The organism is Zobellella sp. An-6 (assembly GCF_052487945.1).
The window spans coordinates 1-18,212 of record NZ_CP199259.1; the positions used below are offsets into that span (position 1 = coordinate 1).

14 protein-coding genes are annotated in these 18,212 nt (G+C 64.8%); 7 read left to right on the plus strand and 7 right to left on the minus strand.

The genetic code is table 11. The features are described from left to right. From ACT7DK_RS00005 to ACT7DK_RS00015, 3 genes are all read left to right on the plus strand, one after another. The coding region (locus tag ACT7DK_RS00005; protein ID WP_445395089.1) for a LutC/YkgG family protein at nucleotides 1–306 on the plus strand (306 nt) is incomplete at its 5' end. Between the two features lie 85 nt (nucleotides 307–391). Then, a complete protein-coding gene (locus ACT7DK_RS00010) occupies nucleotides 392–3,199 on the plus strand; it encodes an FAD-binding and (Fe-S)-binding domain-containing protein (RefSeq protein ID WP_445395091.1) in 2,808 nt (935 codons plus the stop codon). 175 nt (nucleotides 3,200–3,374) lie between these two features. Further along, nucleotides 3,375–4,466, plus strand: a complete 1,092-nt coding sequence (locus ACT7DK_RS00015; protein ID WP_445395093.1) for a hypothetical protein — start codon at nucleotides 3,375–3,377, stop codon at nucleotides 4,464–4,466. 112 nt (nucleotides 4,467–4,578) lie between these two features. Here ACT7DK_RS00015 and ACT7DK_RS00020 read toward each other — a convergent pair whose 3' ends face one another. Next, the gene (locus tag ACT7DK_RS00020; RefSeq protein ID WP_445395095.1) at nucleotides 4,579–6,378 is read right to left on the minus strand and encodes an MOSC N-terminal beta barrel domain-containing protein; all 1,800 of its coding nucleotides are present in this window, start codon (nucleotides 6,376–6,378) and stop codon (nucleotides 4,579–4,581) included. 97 nt (nucleotides 6,379–6,475) lie between these two features. Between ACT7DK_RS00020 and ACT7DK_RS00025 the strand changes: the two genes are divergently transcribed. Beyond that, nucleotides 6,476–6,826, plus strand: a complete 351-nt coding sequence (locus tag ACT7DK_RS00025; protein ID WP_445395097.1) for a RidA family protein — start codon at nucleotides 6,476–6,478, stop codon at nucleotides 6,824–6,826. Nucleotides 6,827–7,093: 267 nt separating this feature from the next. Here ACT7DK_RS00025 and urtE read toward each other — a convergent pair whose 3' ends face one another. The 6 genes from urtE to gdhA form a co-directional block, all read right to left on the minus strand. After that, nucleotides 7,094–7,792: an urea ABC transporter ATP-binding subunit UrtE gene (gene urtE, locus ACT7DK_RS00030; protein ID WP_445395099.1), complete on the minus strand. Its 699-nt coding sequence runs from the start codon at nucleotides 7,790–7,792 to the stop codon at nucleotides 7,094–7,096. Then, entirely contained in the window at nucleotides 7,792–8,637 is an 846-nt protein-coding gene (gene urtD, locus ACT7DK_RS00035; protein WP_445395101.1) for an urea ABC transporter ATP-binding protein UrtD, read from the minus strand. Before urtD ends, urtE begins: the two co-directional genes overlap by 1 nt. Continuing rightward, nucleotides 8,634–9,740, minus strand: coding sequence for an urea ABC transporter permease subunit UrtC (gene urtC / locus ACT7DK_RS00040; RefSeq protein WP_445395103.1), 1,107 nt, complete (start codon nucleotides 9,738–9,740; stop codon nucleotides 8,634–8,636). The genes urtD and urtC overlap by 4 nt, the downstream gene beginning before the upstream one ends. 3 nt (nucleotides 9,741–9,743) lie before the next feature. Then, nucleotides 9,744–11,342: an urea ABC transporter permease subunit UrtB gene (gene urtB, locus ACT7DK_RS00045; RefSeq protein WP_445395105.1), complete on the minus strand. Its 1,599-nt coding sequence runs from the start codon at nucleotides 11,340–11,342 to the stop codon at nucleotides 9,744–9,746. A 222-nt stretch (nucleotides 11,343–11,564) separates the two neighbouring features. After that, on the minus strand, nucleotides 11,565–12,863 hold the full coding sequence (urtA, locus tag ACT7DK_RS00050; protein WP_445395107.1) for an urea ABC transporter substrate-binding protein: 1,299 nt from the start codon (nucleotides 12,861–12,863) through the stop codon (nucleotides 11,565–11,567). A 248-nt stretch (nucleotides 12,864–13,111) separates the two neighbouring features. Next, nucleotides 13,112–14,464, minus strand: a complete 1,353-nt coding sequence (gdhA, locus tag ACT7DK_RS00055) for an NADP-specific glutamate dehydrogenase (RefSeq protein WP_445395109.1) — start codon at nucleotides 14,462–14,464, stop codon at nucleotides 13,112–13,114. Between the two features lie 283 nt (nucleotides 14,465–14,747). Between gdhA and mioC the strand changes: the two genes are divergently transcribed. The 3 genes from mioC (at nucleotide 14,748) to rsmG (ending at nucleotide 18,207) form a co-directional block, all read left to right on the plus strand. Next, complete coding sequence (mioC, locus tag ACT7DK_RS00060) at nucleotides 14,748–15,206, plus strand: FMN-binding protein MioC (protein WP_445395111.1); 459 nt, start codon at nucleotides 14,748–14,750, stop codon at nucleotides 15,204–15,206. 479 nt (nucleotides 15,207–15,685) lie between these two features. Then, a complete protein-coding gene (gene mnmG / locus ACT7DK_RS00065; protein ID WP_445395113.1) occupies nucleotides 15,686–17,575 on the plus strand; it encodes a tRNA uridine-5-carboxymethylaminomethyl(34) synthesis enzyme MnmG in 1,890 nt (629 codons plus the stop codon). An 8-nt stretch (nucleotides 17,576–17,583) separates the two neighbouring features. Then, nucleotides 17,584–18,207 carry a 16S rRNA (guanine(527)-N(7))-methyltransferase RsmG gene (gene rsmG / locus ACT7DK_RS00070; RefSeq protein ID WP_445402235.1) on the plus strand — a complete coding sequence of 208 codons (624 nt, stop codon included), beginning with the start codon at nucleotides 17,584–17,586 and terminating at the stop codon, nucleotides 18,205–18,207. The last annotated feature ends 5 nt before the right edge of the window (nucleotides 18,208–18,212 follow it).

Sequence of the window (18,212 nt, forward strand, 5' to 3'; positions counted from 1 at the left end):
GTGGACGCGGGCATCACCGGCTGCCACGGCGCCATCGCCGCCACCGGCAGCCTGGTGCTGTGGCCGGGCCCGGCCGAGCCGCGCACCCTGTCGCTGGTGCCGCCGCGCCATATCGCCATCCTCAAGGCCTCCACCCTGCACCCCAACCTGCCGGCCATGATGGCCGCCCAGGGCTGGCACCAGGGCATGCCCACCAACCTGCTGCTGGTGTCCGGCCCGTCCAAGACCGCCGATATCCAGCAGACCCTGGCCTACGGCGCCCACGGGCCCAAGGAACTGCTGGTGCTGATCCTGGAGGACGCATAATGACCGCGCTCATACCCCAACAGACCCTGGCCTATGGCGCCCACGGGCCCAAGGAACTGCTGGTGCTGATCCTGGAGGATGCCTGATGGAACCCCGTTACCAACAACTGGCCGAAGCGCTGGCCGACTTTCTGCCCGCCGGGCGCATCATCCAGGACCCGTCCCTGTGCCTGGCCTACGGCACCGACGCCAGCTTCTACCGGCTGATCCCCAGGATGGTGCTGCGCCTGGCAAGCACCGACGAAGTGGCGCGGGTACTGCAACTGTGCCGCCAGCACCGCATCCACTGCACCTTCCGCGCCGCCGGCACCAGTCTGTCGGGCCAGGCGGTGTCCGACTCGGTGCTGATCACCCTCACCGATGACTGGCGCAAGCACAAAATTATTGAGAACGGCCACCAGATCGCCCTGCAACCCGGGGTGATCGGCGCCGACGCCAACCGCTACCTGGCCCCCTTCGGGCGCAAGATAGGGCCGGATCCGGCGTCCATCAACAGCTGCAAGATCGGCGGCATCGCCGCCAACAACGCCTCCGGCATGTGCTGCGGCACCGCCCAGAATTCCTACCAGACCCTGCACGGCCTTAAGCTAATACTGGCGGACGGCACCCGGCTCGACACCCGGGACCCACAGAGCCGGGCCCGCTTCGCCGAGCAGAAGCCCGAACTGCTGGCCGGCCTCCAACGGCTGAGCGAAGAGGTGAAGGCCAACCGGGAGCTCTGCGAGCGCATCCGCCACAAATACCGGCTGAAGAACACCACCGGCTACAGCCTGAACGCCCTGATCGACTTCGAGGATCCCTTCGACATCCTGGCCCATTTGATGATCGGCTCCGAAGGCACCCTCGGCTTTATGGCCGAGGTCGGTTATAACACCGTGCCGGATCACCCCTTCAAGGCCTCCTGCCTGCTGGTGTACCCGGAAATCGAGACCACCTGCCGGGCGGTGACCGCCCTGGCCGGCACCGAAGTGGCGGCGGTGGAGCTGATGGACGGCCGGGCGCTGAAATCCATCGCCGACAAGGCGGGCATGCCCGCCTTTATCCGCGAGCTGGATCTGGAAGCCGCCGCCCTGCTGGTGGAAGTGCACGGCGCCGACGAGGCCGGGCTGCTGGCCAGGTGCGAGCAGGCGATGGCGGCGGTGGCCGGCTTCGAGCGCCGCAACGAGGTGCCCTTTACCCAGGACAAAACCCGCTGCGCCACCCTCTGGGCCATGCGCAAGGGCATGTTCCCGGCGGTGGGCGCGGTACGCGAAACCGGCACCACGGTGATCATCGAGGACGTGGCGTTCCCCGTGGAACAACTGGCGCCGGCGGTACGCAGGCTCACCGAGCTGTTCGACCGCTTCGGCTACTCGGAAGCCATCATCTTCGGCCATGCCCTGGCCGGCAACCTGCACTTCGTGTTCACCCAGGGCTTCGACTCGCCATCCGAGCTGGACCGCTACGGCGGCTTTATGGACGCCGTGGCCCAGCTGGTGGCGGTGGAATACCAGGGCTCGCTCAAGGCCGAGCACGGCACCGGCCGCAACATGGCGCCCTATGTGGAGCTGGAATGGGGCCAGGACGGCTATGCCCTGATGCAGCGGATCAAGGCGCTGTTCGATCCGGACGGCATCCTCAACCCCGGGGTCATCCTCAACGACGACCACCAGGCCCATCTCAAGGATCTCAAGCCCCTGCCCGCCGCCGACGCCATCGTCGACAAGTGCATCGAGTGCGGCTTCTGCGAGGTGGTGTGCCCGTCCCGGGATCTCAGCCTGACCCCGCGCCAGCGCATCGTGCTGTTCCGCGAGCTGCAGCGCCGGGCCGCCCAGGGCGAAGCCACCGAAGACGGCCTCGAGCAGGTGTTCCAGTACCAGGGGGTGGACACCTGCGCCGCCACCGGCCTGTGCGCCCAACGCTGCCCGGTGGGCATCAACACCGGCGATCTGGTGCGACAGCTGCGCACCGCGCGCTACCGCAAATTCGAGCCCATCGCCCGCTGGACCGCGGATCACTTCGCCGCCACCACCCGCCTGGTGGGCCTGGGCCTGAACTCGGCCGCCCTCGGCCGCCGCCTGCTGGGCGAACAGGCCCTGGGCAAGCTCAACCGGGGGCTGCGCAAGGCCAGCAAGAACAAGGTGCCGCTGTGGCTGCCGGAGACCCCGGCCGCCAACCGGCACCGGCCCAGCGCCAGCAGTCCGCATGAAGGCCGGCCCAAGGTGGTCTACTTTCCCTCCTGCGCCAGCCGCACCCTGGGCCAGTCGCCGGGCGCCAAAGACGGCCGCTCGCTCACCCAGGTCACCCAGGCGGTGCTGGAACGGGCCGGTTTCGACGTGCTGTTGCCCGCGGATCTCGCCAGCCTGTGCTGCGGCCAGCCCTGGCAGAGCAAGGGCATGCTGGCGCTGGCCGACGGCAAGGCCGCCGAGCTGGAGCAGCAGCTGTGGCAGGCGTCGGAGCAGGGCCGCTGGCCGGTGCTGATGGACACCAGCCCCTGTGCCAAACGCAGCAGGGAGCAGGCCAGTCAGCCGCTGGCCATCTTCGAACCGGTGCAGTTCATCCTGGAACAGGCGCTGGACCGGCTCGAACTGAAGCCGGTGCAGGAGACGGTATTGCTGCACATCACCTGCAGCAGCCGGCACCTGGGGCTGGCCGACAAGATGCTGGCGCTGGCCAAACGCTGTGCCGCCCGGGTGGTGGTGCCGGAGCATATCGACTGCTGCGGCTTCGCCGGCGACAAGGGCTTCACCACCCCCGAGCTCAACGCCTCGGCCCTGAAGCCGCTGCGCGCCCAGGTGCCCGCCGGCTGCACCCGGGGGGTGAGCAACAGCCGCACCTGCGAGCTGGGCCTCAGCCACCACAGCGGCATCAACTACGAGTCCATCCTCTATCTGGTGGACGAGGCCAGCCGGTAAGACGGGAGCTGGAAGCGATCAGCAGTCCTTGCGCGACTGCTGATCCCGTGCCCTCTCTCGGCCCTGTTGTCACTCCCGCGAAGGCGGGAGTCCAGTTTTCCGCATCAGGGCAATTGCCGTTACGCCACCATAACCTCTAACATGGCTCCCCTCTTTGCCCGACATCGACGCCGACATGACCAGACTCGCCACCACCAAGCCAAGCCCGAAGAAAACCGCCAAGCACACGCCTGCGGGCCAGTTCCAACTGCTGTGGGAGAGGATAGAAAAGCAGAAAACCCGCCTGGCAGGCCAGGAAAAGCGGGTGCGCAAGATAGTGGATCGCTTCAACGCCGAAATACTGCCCCTGGAGCGAGAGCTGGCCCGTAGCCAGTACCAACTGGTCGAGCGGCTGCTGACCTTTCTCTCCCGCAAGTCCCTGACCCGGTGGCAGAGGGAGGACCTCTGCCACTGGATACAGGACGAACTGGGGGTGCTGTCCAGCAACCCCTTCGCCGATCCCGAGCTGGACAGGGTCCAACTGCTGGTCCGCTTTGAAAGCCTGCTCAAGCAGCACTACCCCCAGCCCGACACCCCGCCACTGACGGAATCCGATCGCGGGAAAATCCGAAGCGATGTCTACCAGGAACTGGGCCTGGAGCTGGACGACGAGGATATCGACCTCTTTATGCACAGCCCGGCCGACTTTCTGCAGCAGATGATGGAAAAGATGCGGGAGGGCGACGAAGACTGGCCGGAAGAGGACGACGAAGAGGACGATATTTTCAGCCCCGGCGAAACCGACGGCCAGGCCGCGGGCAAGGCCCTGATCCACCGCCTGTACAAGCAGCTGGCGAAACGGCTGCACCCGGATATGGAACAGGACAAGGCCCGGAAGGCAGTCAAGCACGAGCAGATGCAGCAACTGCTGGCGGCCAGGCAGGAAAACGACATCCACACCCTGCTCGAGCTACACCGGCAGCATCTCGATGCCGATGCCCTCGATCAGCTCGGGCAGCAGGACCTGAACGGTATCAACGAACTGCTGCGCCGGCAGTTGCGCGAGCTGGAAGAGCAATACGAAGCCGTCTTCATGGACGACAGCCCGGAGTCGGCCATTTGGAACCGCTTCCGGCATCTGGGCAGCACCTCCAGTGACCGCAAGTTCGCCGACCACGCCAGAGGGATCAAGGCCGACATCAGGCACACCAACAGTCTGCTCAACCAGCTGAAAACCCTCAAGGATCTCAAGCAGCTACTGCAGGAAGACAGGGCCTTCGGCTACTGAGTCCCTTTACCACCGCTGTTAACCGTCGTCGGCTCCGTATATGGACTCCCGCCTTCGCGGGAGTGACCACAGAGGAATACGAAGGTTTGTCGGCAGCCTGTATCTCTTCTAGTTACTCCAGCTCCACATCCGACAGGGGAACACAGCAGCAGGCCAGGACGACACCCGCTTCCCGCTCCGCCGCCGACAGGGCCGGGGCCTCGGGCTGCGCCACCTCGCCGGATTTGAGGTTCTGTTTGCAGCTGCCGCAGATGCCGGCGCGGCAGGACCAGGGCAGTTGCAGGCCCTGGCCTTCGGCCTGGGTCAGCAGATCCCGCTGGTTGTTGCCGGTGAACTCATGGCCGCCGATACGCACCCGCACCGCTTTGGTTTCACGTGCCACATCGGTATCGACCGGGCCGCCGAAGCTCTCCTGGTGGATGCGTCCCGCCGGCACCCCCAGCGCCAGCAACCAGGTTCTGGCCTGCTGCATAAAGCCCGCCGGGCCGCACAGGTAGACGTCCCGCTGCTGCAGCGCCGGTATCCCGGCCAGCTGGGCCAGCTCCAGCCGGCCACCCGGGCCCCGCTCCGGCCGGGTCAGCACGAAATCGAGTCGCAGGCCGGCGTGGCGCCTGGCCAGCGCCTTCAGTTCGGCGGCAGCGGGAATGTCCGCCTCGGCGCGGCACACATGCAGGAAGTGCACGTCCTGCAGCCGGTCCAGATCCGCCATGGCCCGCACCATGGACAGCATGGGGGTCACTCCCGAGCCCGCCGACAACAGCAGGTAGCCACGGGCCGGTCGCAGATAGAAGTCGCCCGCCGGAGCATGGGCCAGCAGGGCATGGCCAGGTTGCAGCGCCTCGGCCAGCCAGTTGGACACCACCCCGTCGGGCTGGCGCTTGACGCTGATGCCGTAGCGGCCGGGTCGGGTCGGGCTGGAGCTCAGGGTGTAATGACGCAGGTGGCGCCGGCCGTCGATATCCAACGCCACCGGCAGGTGCTGGCCCGGCCGGTAGTCGGCCAGGGGCCTGCGATCCATCGCCTCCAGCCAGTAGGTGTCCATGTCCCGGGCCAGGGGCTCACGTTCCACGCACACCAGTTGCCGGCGGCGGGGCGCCGCGTCCGGATAGAGGGGAGCGCTGGCGTACTCCAGCACCTCCACCCTGTCATCCAGCCGGATCTCGCCTTCGTTGAGGGGCACCAGGTTCTGGCCGAAATAGACCTCGCCGTCGTCACCCCGACGATAGCGGGTCAGGGTGGCGAGCGGTTCCTTCATGGCATTGAAACGCTCGGAGCCGGGCTCTATGGTGGTCATGATGCAGCGGCTGCAGGGCTTGGCCACCAGGAATTCCACCTCGCCGATGCGGATGCGGCGCCAGCCGTCCTCCTCGAAGGGGCGGCTTCCCCGCACCACCAGGTTGGTGCGGAACTGGGACATATCCATTTTGGCATCGGCGCGCAGGTTGAGATCGGCCAGCGACCCTTCCGAGATCAGCAGCAGGGGGTAGCCGTCGGCGAAGCTGACACCGCTGCCCAGCTTTTCCCGGTAACGGTTGGAGTGCTGGCCCAGCCACAACAGCTGTACCGGCTCTTCCAGGATGGCGCTGAACCAGGCGTCGTAGTCGGCATGGGTGCTCCAGGCGGTGAAGCTGTCTTTCCAGACGCCGGTGGCCACCGGCTGCAACAGAAACCGCTGGTGGCGCAGCGACAACTGCCGGTCGCCATAGTGCAGCTCCAGGCCGCCGGCCACCGGCGTCACCCCGATCCTTTGCAGCCGCGGATGGGTGCGGGCGGTGACGAAGGTGCCGTCCGGTTTGGCCAGCATGTAGCGGCGATCGCCGCGCAGGCCTTCGCGCGATACCCAGGCGTCCGGCACCGCCAGTCCCGCCGCCGACTTGATCGGATAAAGATTGAGCCCCGTGATCACCGCCATATTATTCCACCCTTTTTATCCCCAAAAGTTTACATCTGCATACCAATCGGTAATGGTTGGCAGATAACGCCATTATTATCGTATCAAAGGAGTACAAATGACTATTGAGCGCCAGCAGATCGGCCAGCGCATGAGCCGCATCGTCAAGCACAACGGCACCATTTATCTGTGCGGCCAGGTGTGCAAGGACGCCACTCAGGATATCACCGAACAGACCCGTACCATGCTGGAAAAAGTGGACGAACTGCTGCAACAAGCCGGCTCCGGCCGGGAGCATATCCTCTCCGCCACCCTTTATCTGAAAACCATGGCCGACTTTGCCGCCATGAACGCGGTGTGGGACGCCTGGGTGCCCGAAGGCCATGCCCCCGCCCGCGCCTGCGTGGAAGCCGCCATGGCCCGCCCCGAGCTGCTGGTGGAGATCTCGGTGATCGCCGCCGAGCGTTAAATCACTATACTCAAAAGCCCGGTCTCCCGGGCTTCAGGGTGCTGACAAACCTTCGTATTACTCTGTGGTCACTCCCGCGAAGGCGGGAGTCCAGTGCACTGTGTCCTGGATCTCCGCCTTCGCGGAGATGACCAGGGTTAAAACGGCTGCGAGAAAAGGAAATATCCGGCGAAAAAACAGGAGCTGGACGTTGTCAGCAAGCTGAAAGCCCGGTTGCCCGGGCTTTTTTTGCAGCGCAACAAGATCGATGCCGCGATCCGACCCGATCTACACCGTCAGGTGGCGCTTGACCAGATCGTCGGACAGATCGGCGATCCCGCCCTCGGCCACCTGCCGGCCACGGTCCAGGATCACGAAGCGATCCGCATACTTGCGGGCGAAGGGCAGTTTCTGCTCCACCAGCAGCACGGTGAGGCCGTCTTCCGCCATCAGCCGGCGGATCACCTGGCCGATATCGGCCACGATGTTGGGCTGTATGCCCTCCCCCGGCTCGTCCAGGATCAGCAGTTCCGGCTCCAGCACCAGGGCCCGGCCGATGGCCAGCTGCTGCTGCTGGCCGCCGGACAGATCCCCGCCCCGGCGCTGGCGCATCTCCCTCAGCACCGGGAACAGCTCGTAGACTCGCTCCGGAATGCGGCGCAGGCCGTCGCCCCGGGCCGCCAGGCCGGTGCGCAGGTTTTCCTCCACCGTCATCAGCGGGAAGATCTGCCGGCCCTGGGGCACATAGCCCAGCCCGAGCCGGGATCTGTCCTCCAGCCGCTTTTTGGTGAGTTCGGTGCCGTCGTCCAGGCGGATGCTGCCGCTCTTCGCCGCCACCTCGCCCATGATGCACTTGAGCAGGGTGGTCTTGCCCACCCCGTTGCGGCCCATCACGCAGGTGCAGCGGCCGCGGGGGATGTCCAGGCTCAGATCCCAGAGGGTGTGGCTTTCGCCGTAGAACTGGTTGAGTTTGTCGACTGTCAGCATCAGGCCACCTCGGCGCCGCTTTCTTCCCCCAGGTACACCTCGACCACCCGCGGGTCGTTCGATACCTGGTCCATGGTGCCTTCGGCCAGCACCGCGCCCTGGTGCAGCACCGTCACCTTGCGCGCGATGGCGCGCACGAAGCCCATGTCGTGCTCCACCACCACCACCGACTGCTTGCCCTTGCCGGCCAGTTTGGTCAGCAGCTCGGCGGTCAACTCCATTTCCTGCTCGGTCATGCCCGCCACCGGCTCGTCCACCAGCAGCAGCCGGGGCCGCTGCATCAGCAGCATGCCGATCTCCAGCCACTGTTTCTGGCCGTGGGAGAGGATGCCCGCCAGCTCGTGGGCGGCGGCCTTGAGCCCGATAAGCGCCACCACCTCGTGGATGCGATCCCGCTGCGCCGAACTCAGCCGGGCGGTCAGGGTGGGCAGCACCCGCTTGTCGGCGGCCATGGCCAGCTCCAGGTTTTCGATCACCGTCAGCTCCTCGAACACCGTCGGCTTCTGGAACTTGCGGCCGATGCCGAGCGTGGCGATCTCCGGCTCCGACAGCCGCAGCAGGTTGTGCCTGCTGCCGAACCACACCTGGCCCTTATCGGGCCGGGTCTTGCCGGTGATGATGTCCATCATGGTGGTCTTGCCGGCGCCGTTGGGGCCGATGATGCAGCGCAGCTCGCCGTCGTCGATGGTGAGGTTGAGGTTGTTGATGGCCCTGAAGCCGTCGAAGCTCACGCTCACGTCCTCCAGGTAAAGGATGGGGCCGTGGCGCACGTCCACCGGCGACACCTCGGGCACCATAAAGTCGAACACCTGATCCCGGCGGGCCAGGGATTTGAACATGTTCATTGGCTGACCTCCTTGAGTACAGCGGAAGAACGGCGGCGGGCCAGCAGGCCGGCGATACCCCTGGGCAGCAGCACGGTCGCCACCACGAAGAGGCCGCCCAGGGCGAACAGCCAGGCGTCGGGCATGGTCCCGGTGAACACCGTCTTGGCGTAGTTCACCAGCAGGGCGCCGATCACCGCGCCGTAAAGGGTGGCGCGGCCGCCCAGGGCCACCCACACCACGATTTCGATGGAAAACAGCGGCGAGAACTCGCTGGGGTTGATGATGCCCACCTGGGGCACGTAGAGGGCACCGGCCACCCCGGCCAGCATGGCGGATACCACGAACACGAACAGCTGCACCCGCTCCACCCGGTAGCCGATGAAGCGGGTGCGGGCCTGGGCATCACGCGAGGCCACACATACCCGGCCCAGCTTGCTCAGCACCAGGGCCCGGCACAGCCAGTAGCCCAGCGCCAGGGCGATGCCGGAGGCGATGAACAGTCCCACCCGGGTGGCGTCGGCGCGCAGGTCGAAGCCCAGCAGCTCGCGGAAGTCGGTGAGGCCGTTGTTGCCGCCGAAGCCCATTTCGTTGCGGAAAAACGCCAGCATCAGGGCAAAGGTCAGCGCCTGGGTGATGATCGACAGGTAGACTCCGGTCACCCGGGAGCGGAACGCCAGAAAGCCGAACACCAGCGCCAGCAGTCCCGGTGCCAGCAGCACCATCAGAAAGGCAAACCAGGCCATGTCGAAGCCGGCCCAGTACCAGGGCAGGCTGTCCCAGTTGAGGAACACCATAAAGTCCGGCAGCTCCGGGTGGCCGTACACGCCCCGGTCGCCGATCTGGCGCATCAGGTACATGCCCATGGCGTAGCCGCCCAGGGCGAAGAAGGCGCCATGGCCCAGGCTGAGGATGCCGAGATAGCCCCACACCAGGTCCACCGCCACCGCCAGCAGGGCATAGCTCAGGTACTTGCCGAGCAGGGTGACGGTATAGGTGGACACATGCAGCGGGTGCGCCGCCGGCAGCAGCAGGTTGGCCAGGCTCACCAGCAGCAGGGCCGCCAGCAACACCGCCAGAAATACCCGGGTCTGGCGTTCTTTAAGGGGTTGGGTCAGCCACATGCGTTATGCCTCCGCCGCCCGGCCCTGCTGCGGGAAGAGCCCGCGCGGCCGTTTTTGAATAAACAGTATGATGAACACCAGCACCATGATCTTGGCCAGCACGGCCCCGGCCCAGGGCTCCAGGATCTGGTTGACGACCCCGAGCGATAGCCCGGCCACCAGGGTGCCCCAGAGGTTGCCCACGCCGCCGAACACCACCACCATAAAGGAGTCGATGATGTAGTTCTGGCCCAGGTTGGGACCCACGTTGGTCAGCTGGGACAGGGCCACCCCGGCCAGGCCGGCCACGCCGGAGCCCAGGCCGAAGGTGAGGATGTCCACCCGGGTGGCGCGGATGCCCATGGCCCGGGCCATGGCGCGGTTCTGGGTCACGGCGCGCACCTCCAGCCCCAGCCGGGTGCCCTTCATCACCCACATCAGGCCGGCGAACACCAGCAGGGCGAAGCCCAGCACATAGAGCCGGTTGAGGGTGAGCGACAGGGCGTCGTTCACCACCAGGGAGCCGCTCATCCACTCGGGGGTGACCACGGTGCGGTTGAGCGGGGAGATCAGGGTGCGCACCAGCTGCTGCAGGATCAGGCTGACGCCGAAGGTGGCCAGCAGGGTTTCCAGCGGCCGTCCCTTGAGGAACCGGATGACGCCGCGCTCGATGGCGATACCGGCCAGCGCCGCCACCAGGAAACCGGCGGGAATGGCCAGCAGCAGCGCCAGCCCCGGCTGGCCCGGCAGCCACTGCTGCAGCAGCCAGGTGGTGTAGGCGCCGAGCATGATCAACTCCCCGTGCGCCATGTTGATCACCCCCATGACCCCGAAGGTGATGGCCAGGCCGATGGCCGCCAGCACCAGCACCGAGCCCAGGCTGAGGCCGAAGTAGAGGGTCTCGGCGGCGCGGTTGAGCCTGAGGTTCTGCTCGATGCCGGCCAGCGCCTTGCGGGCCGCCTCGGCCAGCTCGTCGTCGCCCTGTGCCGCCCGGTTGAGGGCGATGCGCGCTTGGTTGTGCAGGCTGCCGGCCAGCGCCTCGATGGCGCTGATGTCGCCCTGCTCCAGCCGGTGGATGGCCAGGGCCTGGGCCAATCGCCGCCGAGTCTGGCCGTCGGCCTCCTCCGGGATCAGCGCCGCCAGGGTGGGCGCCAGTTCGGCATCCACCTCGCCCAGCAGCCGCTCGGCCGAGGCCCGCCGCAGGGCCGGGTCGTCCGCGTGCAGATCCAGCACCGCCAGGGCGCTGCGCAACTGGTTGCGCAGGCGGTTGTTGATGCTGATCCGGCTCAGTTCCCGGCGCCCAAGGGTACCCAGATCCGCGTTATTGAGGGCATCGACCACCGGCCACTGCCGGCCGCCGGTGCCGGTGACCAGCACGAAGCGCCGGTCTGCCTTGCCGCGTTGCAGGCGGCCGTCGAGCAGCGCCGCCAGCCAGTCCCGCGCCCGCGGATCCCGGCTGGCGACAATGGCGTCGATGGCCTCGCCCTTGGCCTCGAAGGCGCGCACGTCCAGCGCCTCGAGCAAGGCCTGGCCGGCATCAACCTGGGCCGCCACCGGCAGCACCGGCGCCAGCAGGCCCGCTACCAGCCACAGCCTGACCATCAGGATCCTGAACATCTTCATGGTGTTATCCTTAATTTCCCAAGGTTTCCGGGTCACGGAAGGGAGCGCAGGCGGGCCGCCTGCACCCCAAGGGGGCATACCACACCCCAGCCACGGCCGCCTGTGTCACCCCCCGCGAAGGCGGGGGTCCATCTGTACCGGCCCCTTATTCCTCTCACAGGATAGGTATTACCCGTTTAGGTCCTCCTGAAAGCTTCCGGCTTCCCGCTCTCAGCTTCCGGCTTAATTCCCCAGCGCCGCCTGGGCTTCCGCCACGGCCTGGCTGCCGCCGCACTTGCCGGTGGTCACGTTGTAGTTGCCGCAGCGCATGGGCGCGGTCCAGTCGGCCACCAGATCCCGGGAGCCGGGCAAGTAATCGGACCAGGCGTCGCCCATCACGGTACCCGCGGTCTGCCAGACCACCTCGAACTGGCCATCGTCCTGGATCTCGCCGATGAGGACCGGTTTGGTGATATGGTGGTTGGGCAACATGGTGGCGTAGCCGCCGCTCAGGTTGGGCACCGTCACCCCGATGATGGCGTCCTTTACCGCGTCCACCTCGGTGCTGCCGGCCTTGCGCACCGCCTCGGCCCACATGTTGAAACCGATAAAGTGGGCCTCCATGGGATCGTTGGTCACGGCGTCGTCGTTCTTGGTAAAGGCGGTCCAGGCGTCGATAAAGTCGCCGTTGGCGTCGCTATCCACGCTCATAAAGTAGTTCCAGGCCGCCAGGTGGCCGACCAGGGGTCCGGTGTCGATGCCGGACAGCTCCTGCTCGCCCACCGAGAAGGCCACCACCGGGATGTCGGCGGCGTCGATGCCCTGGTTGCCCAGCTCGCGGTAGAAGGGCACGTTGGCGTCGCCGTTGATGGTGGACACCACGGCGGTCTTCTTGCCGGCGCTGCCGAAGCGCTTGATCTCGGCCACGATGTTCTGCCAGTCGGAATGGCCGAAGGGGGTGTAGTTGATCATGATGTCGGCCTCGGCCACGCCATGATCACTGAGGTAGGCCTCGAGGATGCGGTTGGTGGTGCGCGGATAGACATAGTCGGTGCCGGCCAGCACCCAGCGCTCCACGCCCAGCTCCTTCATCAGGTAGTCCACCGCCGGAATGGCCTGCTGGTTGGGCGCCGCGCCGGTGTAGAACACGTTCTGGGAGGATTCCTCGCCCTCGTACTGCACCGGGTAGAACAGCAGGCCGTTCAGCTCTTCCACCACCGGCAGCACCGCCTTGCGCGACACCGAGGTCCAGTTGCCGAAGATCACGTCCACCTTCTCCTGGGCCAGCAGTTCCCGCGCCCGCTCGGCGAACAGCGGCCAGTTGGAGGCCGGATCCACCACCACCGGCTGCAGTTTCTTGCCCAGCAGGCCGCCGGCGGCGTTCTGCTGCTCGATCAGCATCAGTACGGTGTCTTTCAGGGTGGATTCGCTGATGGCCATGGTGCCGGACAACGAATGCAGCACCCCGACCTTGATCACGTTGTCCTGGGCCTGGGCGGTAAAGGTGGCCAGCAGGGCGGTATAACAGAGGGATTTTTTCACGATAAGCTCCTTGTGCTGAAACACTTTTTTCGATTGCCTGCTTCGCTTGAAGCAAAGGCTGTGCCAGCACAGAAGCATCTACCAAAACAGTGATATACCCATTATTGGGTATCCTGTTTTCTCCCCTTCCCCTCCAAAAAGGTGCAATACCGGGAGGGCGAGGCAGGGCCCGCACCAAAGTTGGGCGAACCGGAAAAATAAAAGCCCGGTATACCGGGCCTTTAGACGGGGTGGAGCGAACCGCTCGCTTACACCACGCCCTGCTCGATCATGGCGTCGGCCACCTTGCGGAAACCGGCGATATTGGCGCCCAGCACCAGGTTGTGGGGCTCGCCGAACTCGGCGGCGGTGGTGCTGGCGCTGAGGTAGATGTTCTTCATGATCACCTTCAGCTTCTCGTCCACCTCCTCGAAGCTCCAGCGCTGCATGCTGGCGTTCTGGGCCATCTCCAGCTGGCTGGTGGCCACGCCGCCGGCGTTGGCCGCCTTGCCCGGGCCGTAGCAGATTCTGGCGTCGAGGAAGACTTCCACCGCCTCCTGGGTGGAGGGCATGTTGGCGCCTTCGGACACGGCGATCACGCCGTTGGCCACCAGCGCCCGGGCGTCGGCCTCGGTCAGCTCGTTCTGGGTGGCACAGGGGAAGGCCAGCTGGGCCGGGATGCGCCATACCGCGTGGCCGTCGGCCGGGTAGTCGGTCACCGGGATGAACCTGGCGTCCGGATGGGCCACCAGGTACTCGCTCAGCCGCGCCTTGCGCACTTCCTTCAGCTCTTTCAGGGTGGCCAGGTCGATGCCGGCCTCATGGTAAAGGGTGCCGCTGGAGTCGGAGCAGGTCACCGGACGGGCGCCCAGCTCATACAGCTTCTCGATGGTGTAGATGGCCACGTTGCCGGCGCCGGACACCAGGCACTGCTTGCCCGCCAGGCTGTCGCCCTTGTCCGCCAGCATGTACTGGGCGAAGTAGACGCAGCCGTAGCCGGTGGCCTCCTTGCGCACCAGGGAGCCGCCCCACAGCAGGCTCTTGCCGGTGAAGACGCCGTCGTAGTTGCCGGTGAGGCGCTTGTACTGGCCGAACATATAGCCGATTTCCCGGGCACCCACGCCGATGTCGCCGGCGGGCACGTCGGTGGTGGGACCGATGTGGCGGTACAGCTCATTGATGAAGGACTGGCAGAAGCGCATGATCTCGCCGTCGGACTTGCCCTTGGGATCGAAGTTGGCGCCGCCCTTGCCGCCGCCGATGGGCAGGCCGGTGAGGGCGTTCTTGAAGATCTGCTCGAAGCCGAGGAACTTGATGATGCCGGCGTTCACGCTGGGGTGGAAGCGCAGGCCGCCCTTGTAAGGCCCCAGCGCCGAGTTGAACTCGATGCGGTAGCCCTTGTTGACCTGGACCTTGCCCTGGTCGTCGACCCAGGGCACCCGGAACATGATCTGGCGCTCGGGCTCGACCATGCGCTCGATAATGGCGTGGTGCTTGTACTTCTCGTTGGTTTCGAGGATGGGCTGGAGCGAATCCAGCACCTCCTCAACCGCCTGGTAGAACTCTGCTTGTGCCGGACTGGTTTTCTGGAGCTTGACGATGGTGTCGTGGATATACGTCACGATATCTTCCTTGTTGTTATCTTGTTGAACTTTTCATCTGGGATACATATTAAGACCCGCTGGTATTGATATCTGGATACAGTCATCCGGTCAATGGCTGGTGAGTAAATAATTATTACTAAAAAAGCGAATATTTATTCCTAAATTACGCAATACCGAGTCAGGCTGTCCGTGCACCCCCCTGGCATTTCCTCTGCCGGTCGCGCGGCGTTAAGCCAAGTCTTCGATGCCTTTTTCGCTAACATCGGGATAAAATGAATAAAAACCAACCATAAGGATACAAATGAGTCACTTCACCCTCCTCGTCGGCTCAACCCTCGGCGGCGCTGAAGATCTGGCCGATCACCTGGCGGAAAAACTGTGCGATCTTGGTCATCAAGCGGTTATTCACACTTCTCCCCAGTTTGATCACATCTTGATCGAGCCCTGCCACTACCTGCTGCTGATCTGTTCCACCCACGGTGCCGGCGATCTGCCGGACAACATCCAACCCTTTTCCCGGCAACTGCTGGAGCAACGGCCGGATCTGCGCGGCCTGTCGTACCTGGCCGTCGGCCTCGGCGACTCCAGCTACGATACCTTCTGCCAGGCCATACGCAGCCTGGATCAACAACTGCTGGACTGTGGCGCCATGCGGATCGGCGATCGACTGGAAATCGATGTCGGCCAGCCGGATCTTCCGGAAATCCTGGCCGGGCACTGGCTGGATCAACAGCTGGAAAGAGCCGGGATCGACCGCTGAGATCCTCCCGACATCCCCCAACCCGGCCCGGATCGGCGCTCCGGCCGGGTTTCTTTCCACCGAGTTATCAACAGATCGCGCCGATCCCGCCATTCACCATTTCTACCCTCCCCCTCCCTGCGATGTTGATAACTATGATCCAAACCGGTGTTAAACCGTTAGTTATCCTCTTAATCAAATAATCAACCCCCGGCCACTGTGAATAAACCCTATAGTTAACCACCGTCCATACCGATCGTCCGGCGAGGTTTTCCACATCAAGCGATCACCCCTAAGCGCATGATCTTGTAGATCAAAAAACGGTTATTCACAGATCGGGAGCTGGCTAATAATAGATCCAACAGAAGATCGATCTAGAGATCTAAGATCTATTTAGGATCAGCCGGATCCCCTCGATCCGGTTTCCATCCGCCCGGCAAACCAGCTAAAATATCCGCCCTTCGGGATCCTTACACCTGCACGTTTCAAGAGTATCTGTTATGCAATATGAAGAATGGTTTGACGTCATCGTAGTGGGAGGCGGTCATGCCGGCACCGAAGCCGCCGCAGCCGCCGCTCGTATGGGGGCAAACACCCTGTTATTGACCCATAACATCGATACCTTGGGACAAATGTCCTGCAATCCGGCCATCGGCGGCATAGGCAAGGGCCATCTGGTCAAGGAGATCGATGCCCTGGGCGGGATCATGGCCCAGGCCGCCGATCGGGCCGGGATCCAGTTCCGTACCCTCAACGCTTCCAAAGGGCCGGCGGTGCGCGCCACCCGGGCCCAGGCCGATCGCCAACTGTATCGGCAGGCGGTCAGGACCCGGCTGGAAAACCAGCCCAACCTGAAGATCTTCCAGCAAGCCTGCGACGATCTGCTGCTCGACGGCGATACCGTGGTGGGTGTCGTGACCCAGACCGGCCTCAGGTTCCGTGCCAAAACCGTGGTGCTGACCGTCGGCACCTTCCTCAACGGCCTGATCCATATCGGCATGGACAACTACCGGGGCGGCCGCGCCGGGGATCCGCCCTCGATCGCCCTCGCCCAACGGCTGCGTGAACTGCCCCTGCGGATCGACCGGCTGAAAACCGGTACCCCGCCGCGGATCGACGCCCGCAGCGTCGATTTCTCGGTGATGCAGCCCCAGCCCGGCGACAGTCCGACCCCGGTGTTCTCCTTCATCGGCAGTCGGGCGGATCATCCCCGGCAGGTACCCTGCTACATCACCCACACCAACGAGCGCACCCACGAGGTGATCCGCAACAACCTGGATCGCAGCCCCATGTACGCCGGGGTGATCGAGGGGATCGGCCCCCGCTATTGTCCCTCGATCGAAGACAAGATCATGCGCTTCGCCGACAAGGCCTCGCACCAGATCTTCGTGGAGCCGGAAGGACTGACCAGCACCGAGCTCTATCCCAACGGCATCTCCACCAGCCTGCCCTTCGATGTGCAGCTGGCGATCGTCCGTTCGATCAAGGGCTTCGAGCAGGCCCATATCGTCCGTCCCGGCTATGCCATCGAGTATGACTACTTCGATCCCCGGGATCTGAAGACCAACATGGAAAACAAGTGTCTGCACAACCTGTTCTTCGCCGGCCAGATCAACGGCACCACCGGCTACGAGGAAGCCGGTGCCCAAGGGCTGCTGGCGGGGCTGAATGCCGCCCTGCGCGCCTTCGGCAGGGAAGCCTGGTCGCCACGCCGGGATCAGGCCTACCTGGGGGTGATGATGGACGATCTGTCCACCCTGGGCACCCGCGAGCCCTACCGCATGTTCACCAGCCGGGCCGAATACCGGCTGCTGCTGCGGGAGGACAATGCCGATCTGCGCCTGACCGAGGAAGGCCGCCGGCTCGGGTTGGTCGACGATCAGCGCTGGGCCCTGTTCAGCGACAAGCTGGAGCGGATTGAGCGGGAAACCCAGCGCCTGCGGGACACCTGGATCACCCCCAAACATGCGGCCGCGCCGGCCCTGAACGAAAAACTGAAAACCCCGCTCAGCCGGGAGCACAACCTCGAGGAGCTGCTGCGCCGGCCCGAGCTGAACTACGCCGGCCTGATGGCGGTGGAAGGCATAGGCCCGGGCATCGAGCATGAACAGGCCGCCGAGCAGGTGGAAATCCAGATCAAGTACGCCGGCTATATCGATCGCCAACGCGACGAAATCCAGAAGCAGCTGCGCAACGAACACACCAGGCTGCCGCTGGATCTGGACTACAAGGAGGTCCCGGGCCTGTCCAACGAGGTGGTGGTCAAACTCAACCAGGCCAAACCCGAAACCCTGGGGATGGCGTCGCGCATTTCCGGGGTGACCCCGGCGGCCATCTCCATCCTGCTGGTCCACCTGAAGAAGCGCGGCCTGCTGCGCAAGTCGGCGTGAGGGCCATGATGCGGGAAAAACTGCAACAACTGCTGGCCCAGGCCAGCCTGGAAATCGGCCACGAGCAGCAGGAACAGCTGCTCGAACTGGTGGCACTGCTGCACAAGTGGAACAAGGCCTACAACCTCACCTCGGTGCGCGACCCCGAAGCCATGCTGGTGCGCCATATCATGGACAGCCTGGTAGTGAGTCCTTACCTCGAGGGCGAGCGCTTTATCGACGTGGGCACCGGTCCGGGCCTGCCCGGCCTGCCGCTCGCCATCATCAATCCCGGCAAGCGGTTCGTGCTGCTCGACAGCCTGGGCAAGCGCATCCGCTTTATCCGCATGGTGGTGCATCACCTCGGCCTGACCAACGTGGAGGCGGTGCAGAGCCGGGTGGAAGCCTTCAACCCGGAGCAAAAGTTCGATGGGGTACTCAGCCGGGCCTTTGCTTCCCTGAACGACATGCTAAGCTGGTGTGCGCATCTGCCGGGGCCGGACGGACGCTTCCTGGCGTTGAAAGGACAATATCCCGAGCAAGAGTTACAATCATTGCCTGCTCACCTGGTGCTGGAGAGGGTCTATCCCCTGACCGTGCCCGAGCAGGAAGGCGACCGCCATCTGGTGGTCATCCGCAAGACCAGCCAGTAGAGGTT

Bases quoted from the DNA above. Each gene is read 5' to 3' on its own strand.
- ACT7DK_RS00015 (WP_445395093.1), top strand. From the start codon at position 3,375: ATGACCAGACTCGCCACCACCAAGCCAAGCCCGAAGAAAACCGCCAAG.
- mnmG (WP_445395113.1), top strand. From the start codon at position 15,686: ATGCAATATGAAGAATGGTTTGACGTCATCGTAGTGGGAGGCGGTCAT.
- ACT7DK_RS00020 (WP_445395095.1), bottom strand. From the start codon at position 6,378: ATGGCGGTGATCACGGGGCTCAATCTTTATCCGATCAAGTCGGCGGCG.
- ACT7DK_RS00010 (WP_445395091.1), top strand. From the start codon at position 392: ATGGAACCCCGTTACCAACAACTGGCCGAAGCGCTGGCCGACTTTCTG.
- rsmG (WP_445402235.1), top strand. From the start codon at position 17,584: ATGCGGGAAAAACTGCAACAACTGCTGGCCCAGGCCAGCCTGGAAATC.
- urtC (WP_445395103.1), bottom strand. From the start codon at position 9,740: ATGTGGCTGACCCAACCCCTTAAAGAACGCCAGACCCGGGTATTTCTG.
- urtB (WP_445395105.1), bottom strand. From the start codon at position 11,342: ATGAAGATGTTCAGGATCCTGATGGTCAGGCTGTGGCTGGTAGCGGGC.
- urtE (WP_445395099.1), bottom strand. From the start codon at position 7,792: ATGCTGACAGTCGACAAACTCAACCAGTTCTACGGCGAAAGCCACACC.
- ACT7DK_RS00025 (WP_445395097.1), top strand. From the start codon at position 6,476: ATGACTATTGAGCGCCAGCAGATCGGCCAGCGCATGAGCCGCATCGTC.
- urtD (WP_445395101.1), bottom strand. From the start codon at position 8,637: ATGAACATGTTCAAATCCCTGGCCCGCCGGGATCAGGTGTTCGACTTT.
- mioC (WP_445395111.1), top strand. From the start codon at position 14,748: ATGAGTCACTTCACCCTCCTCGTCGGCTCAACCCTCGGCGGCGCTGAA.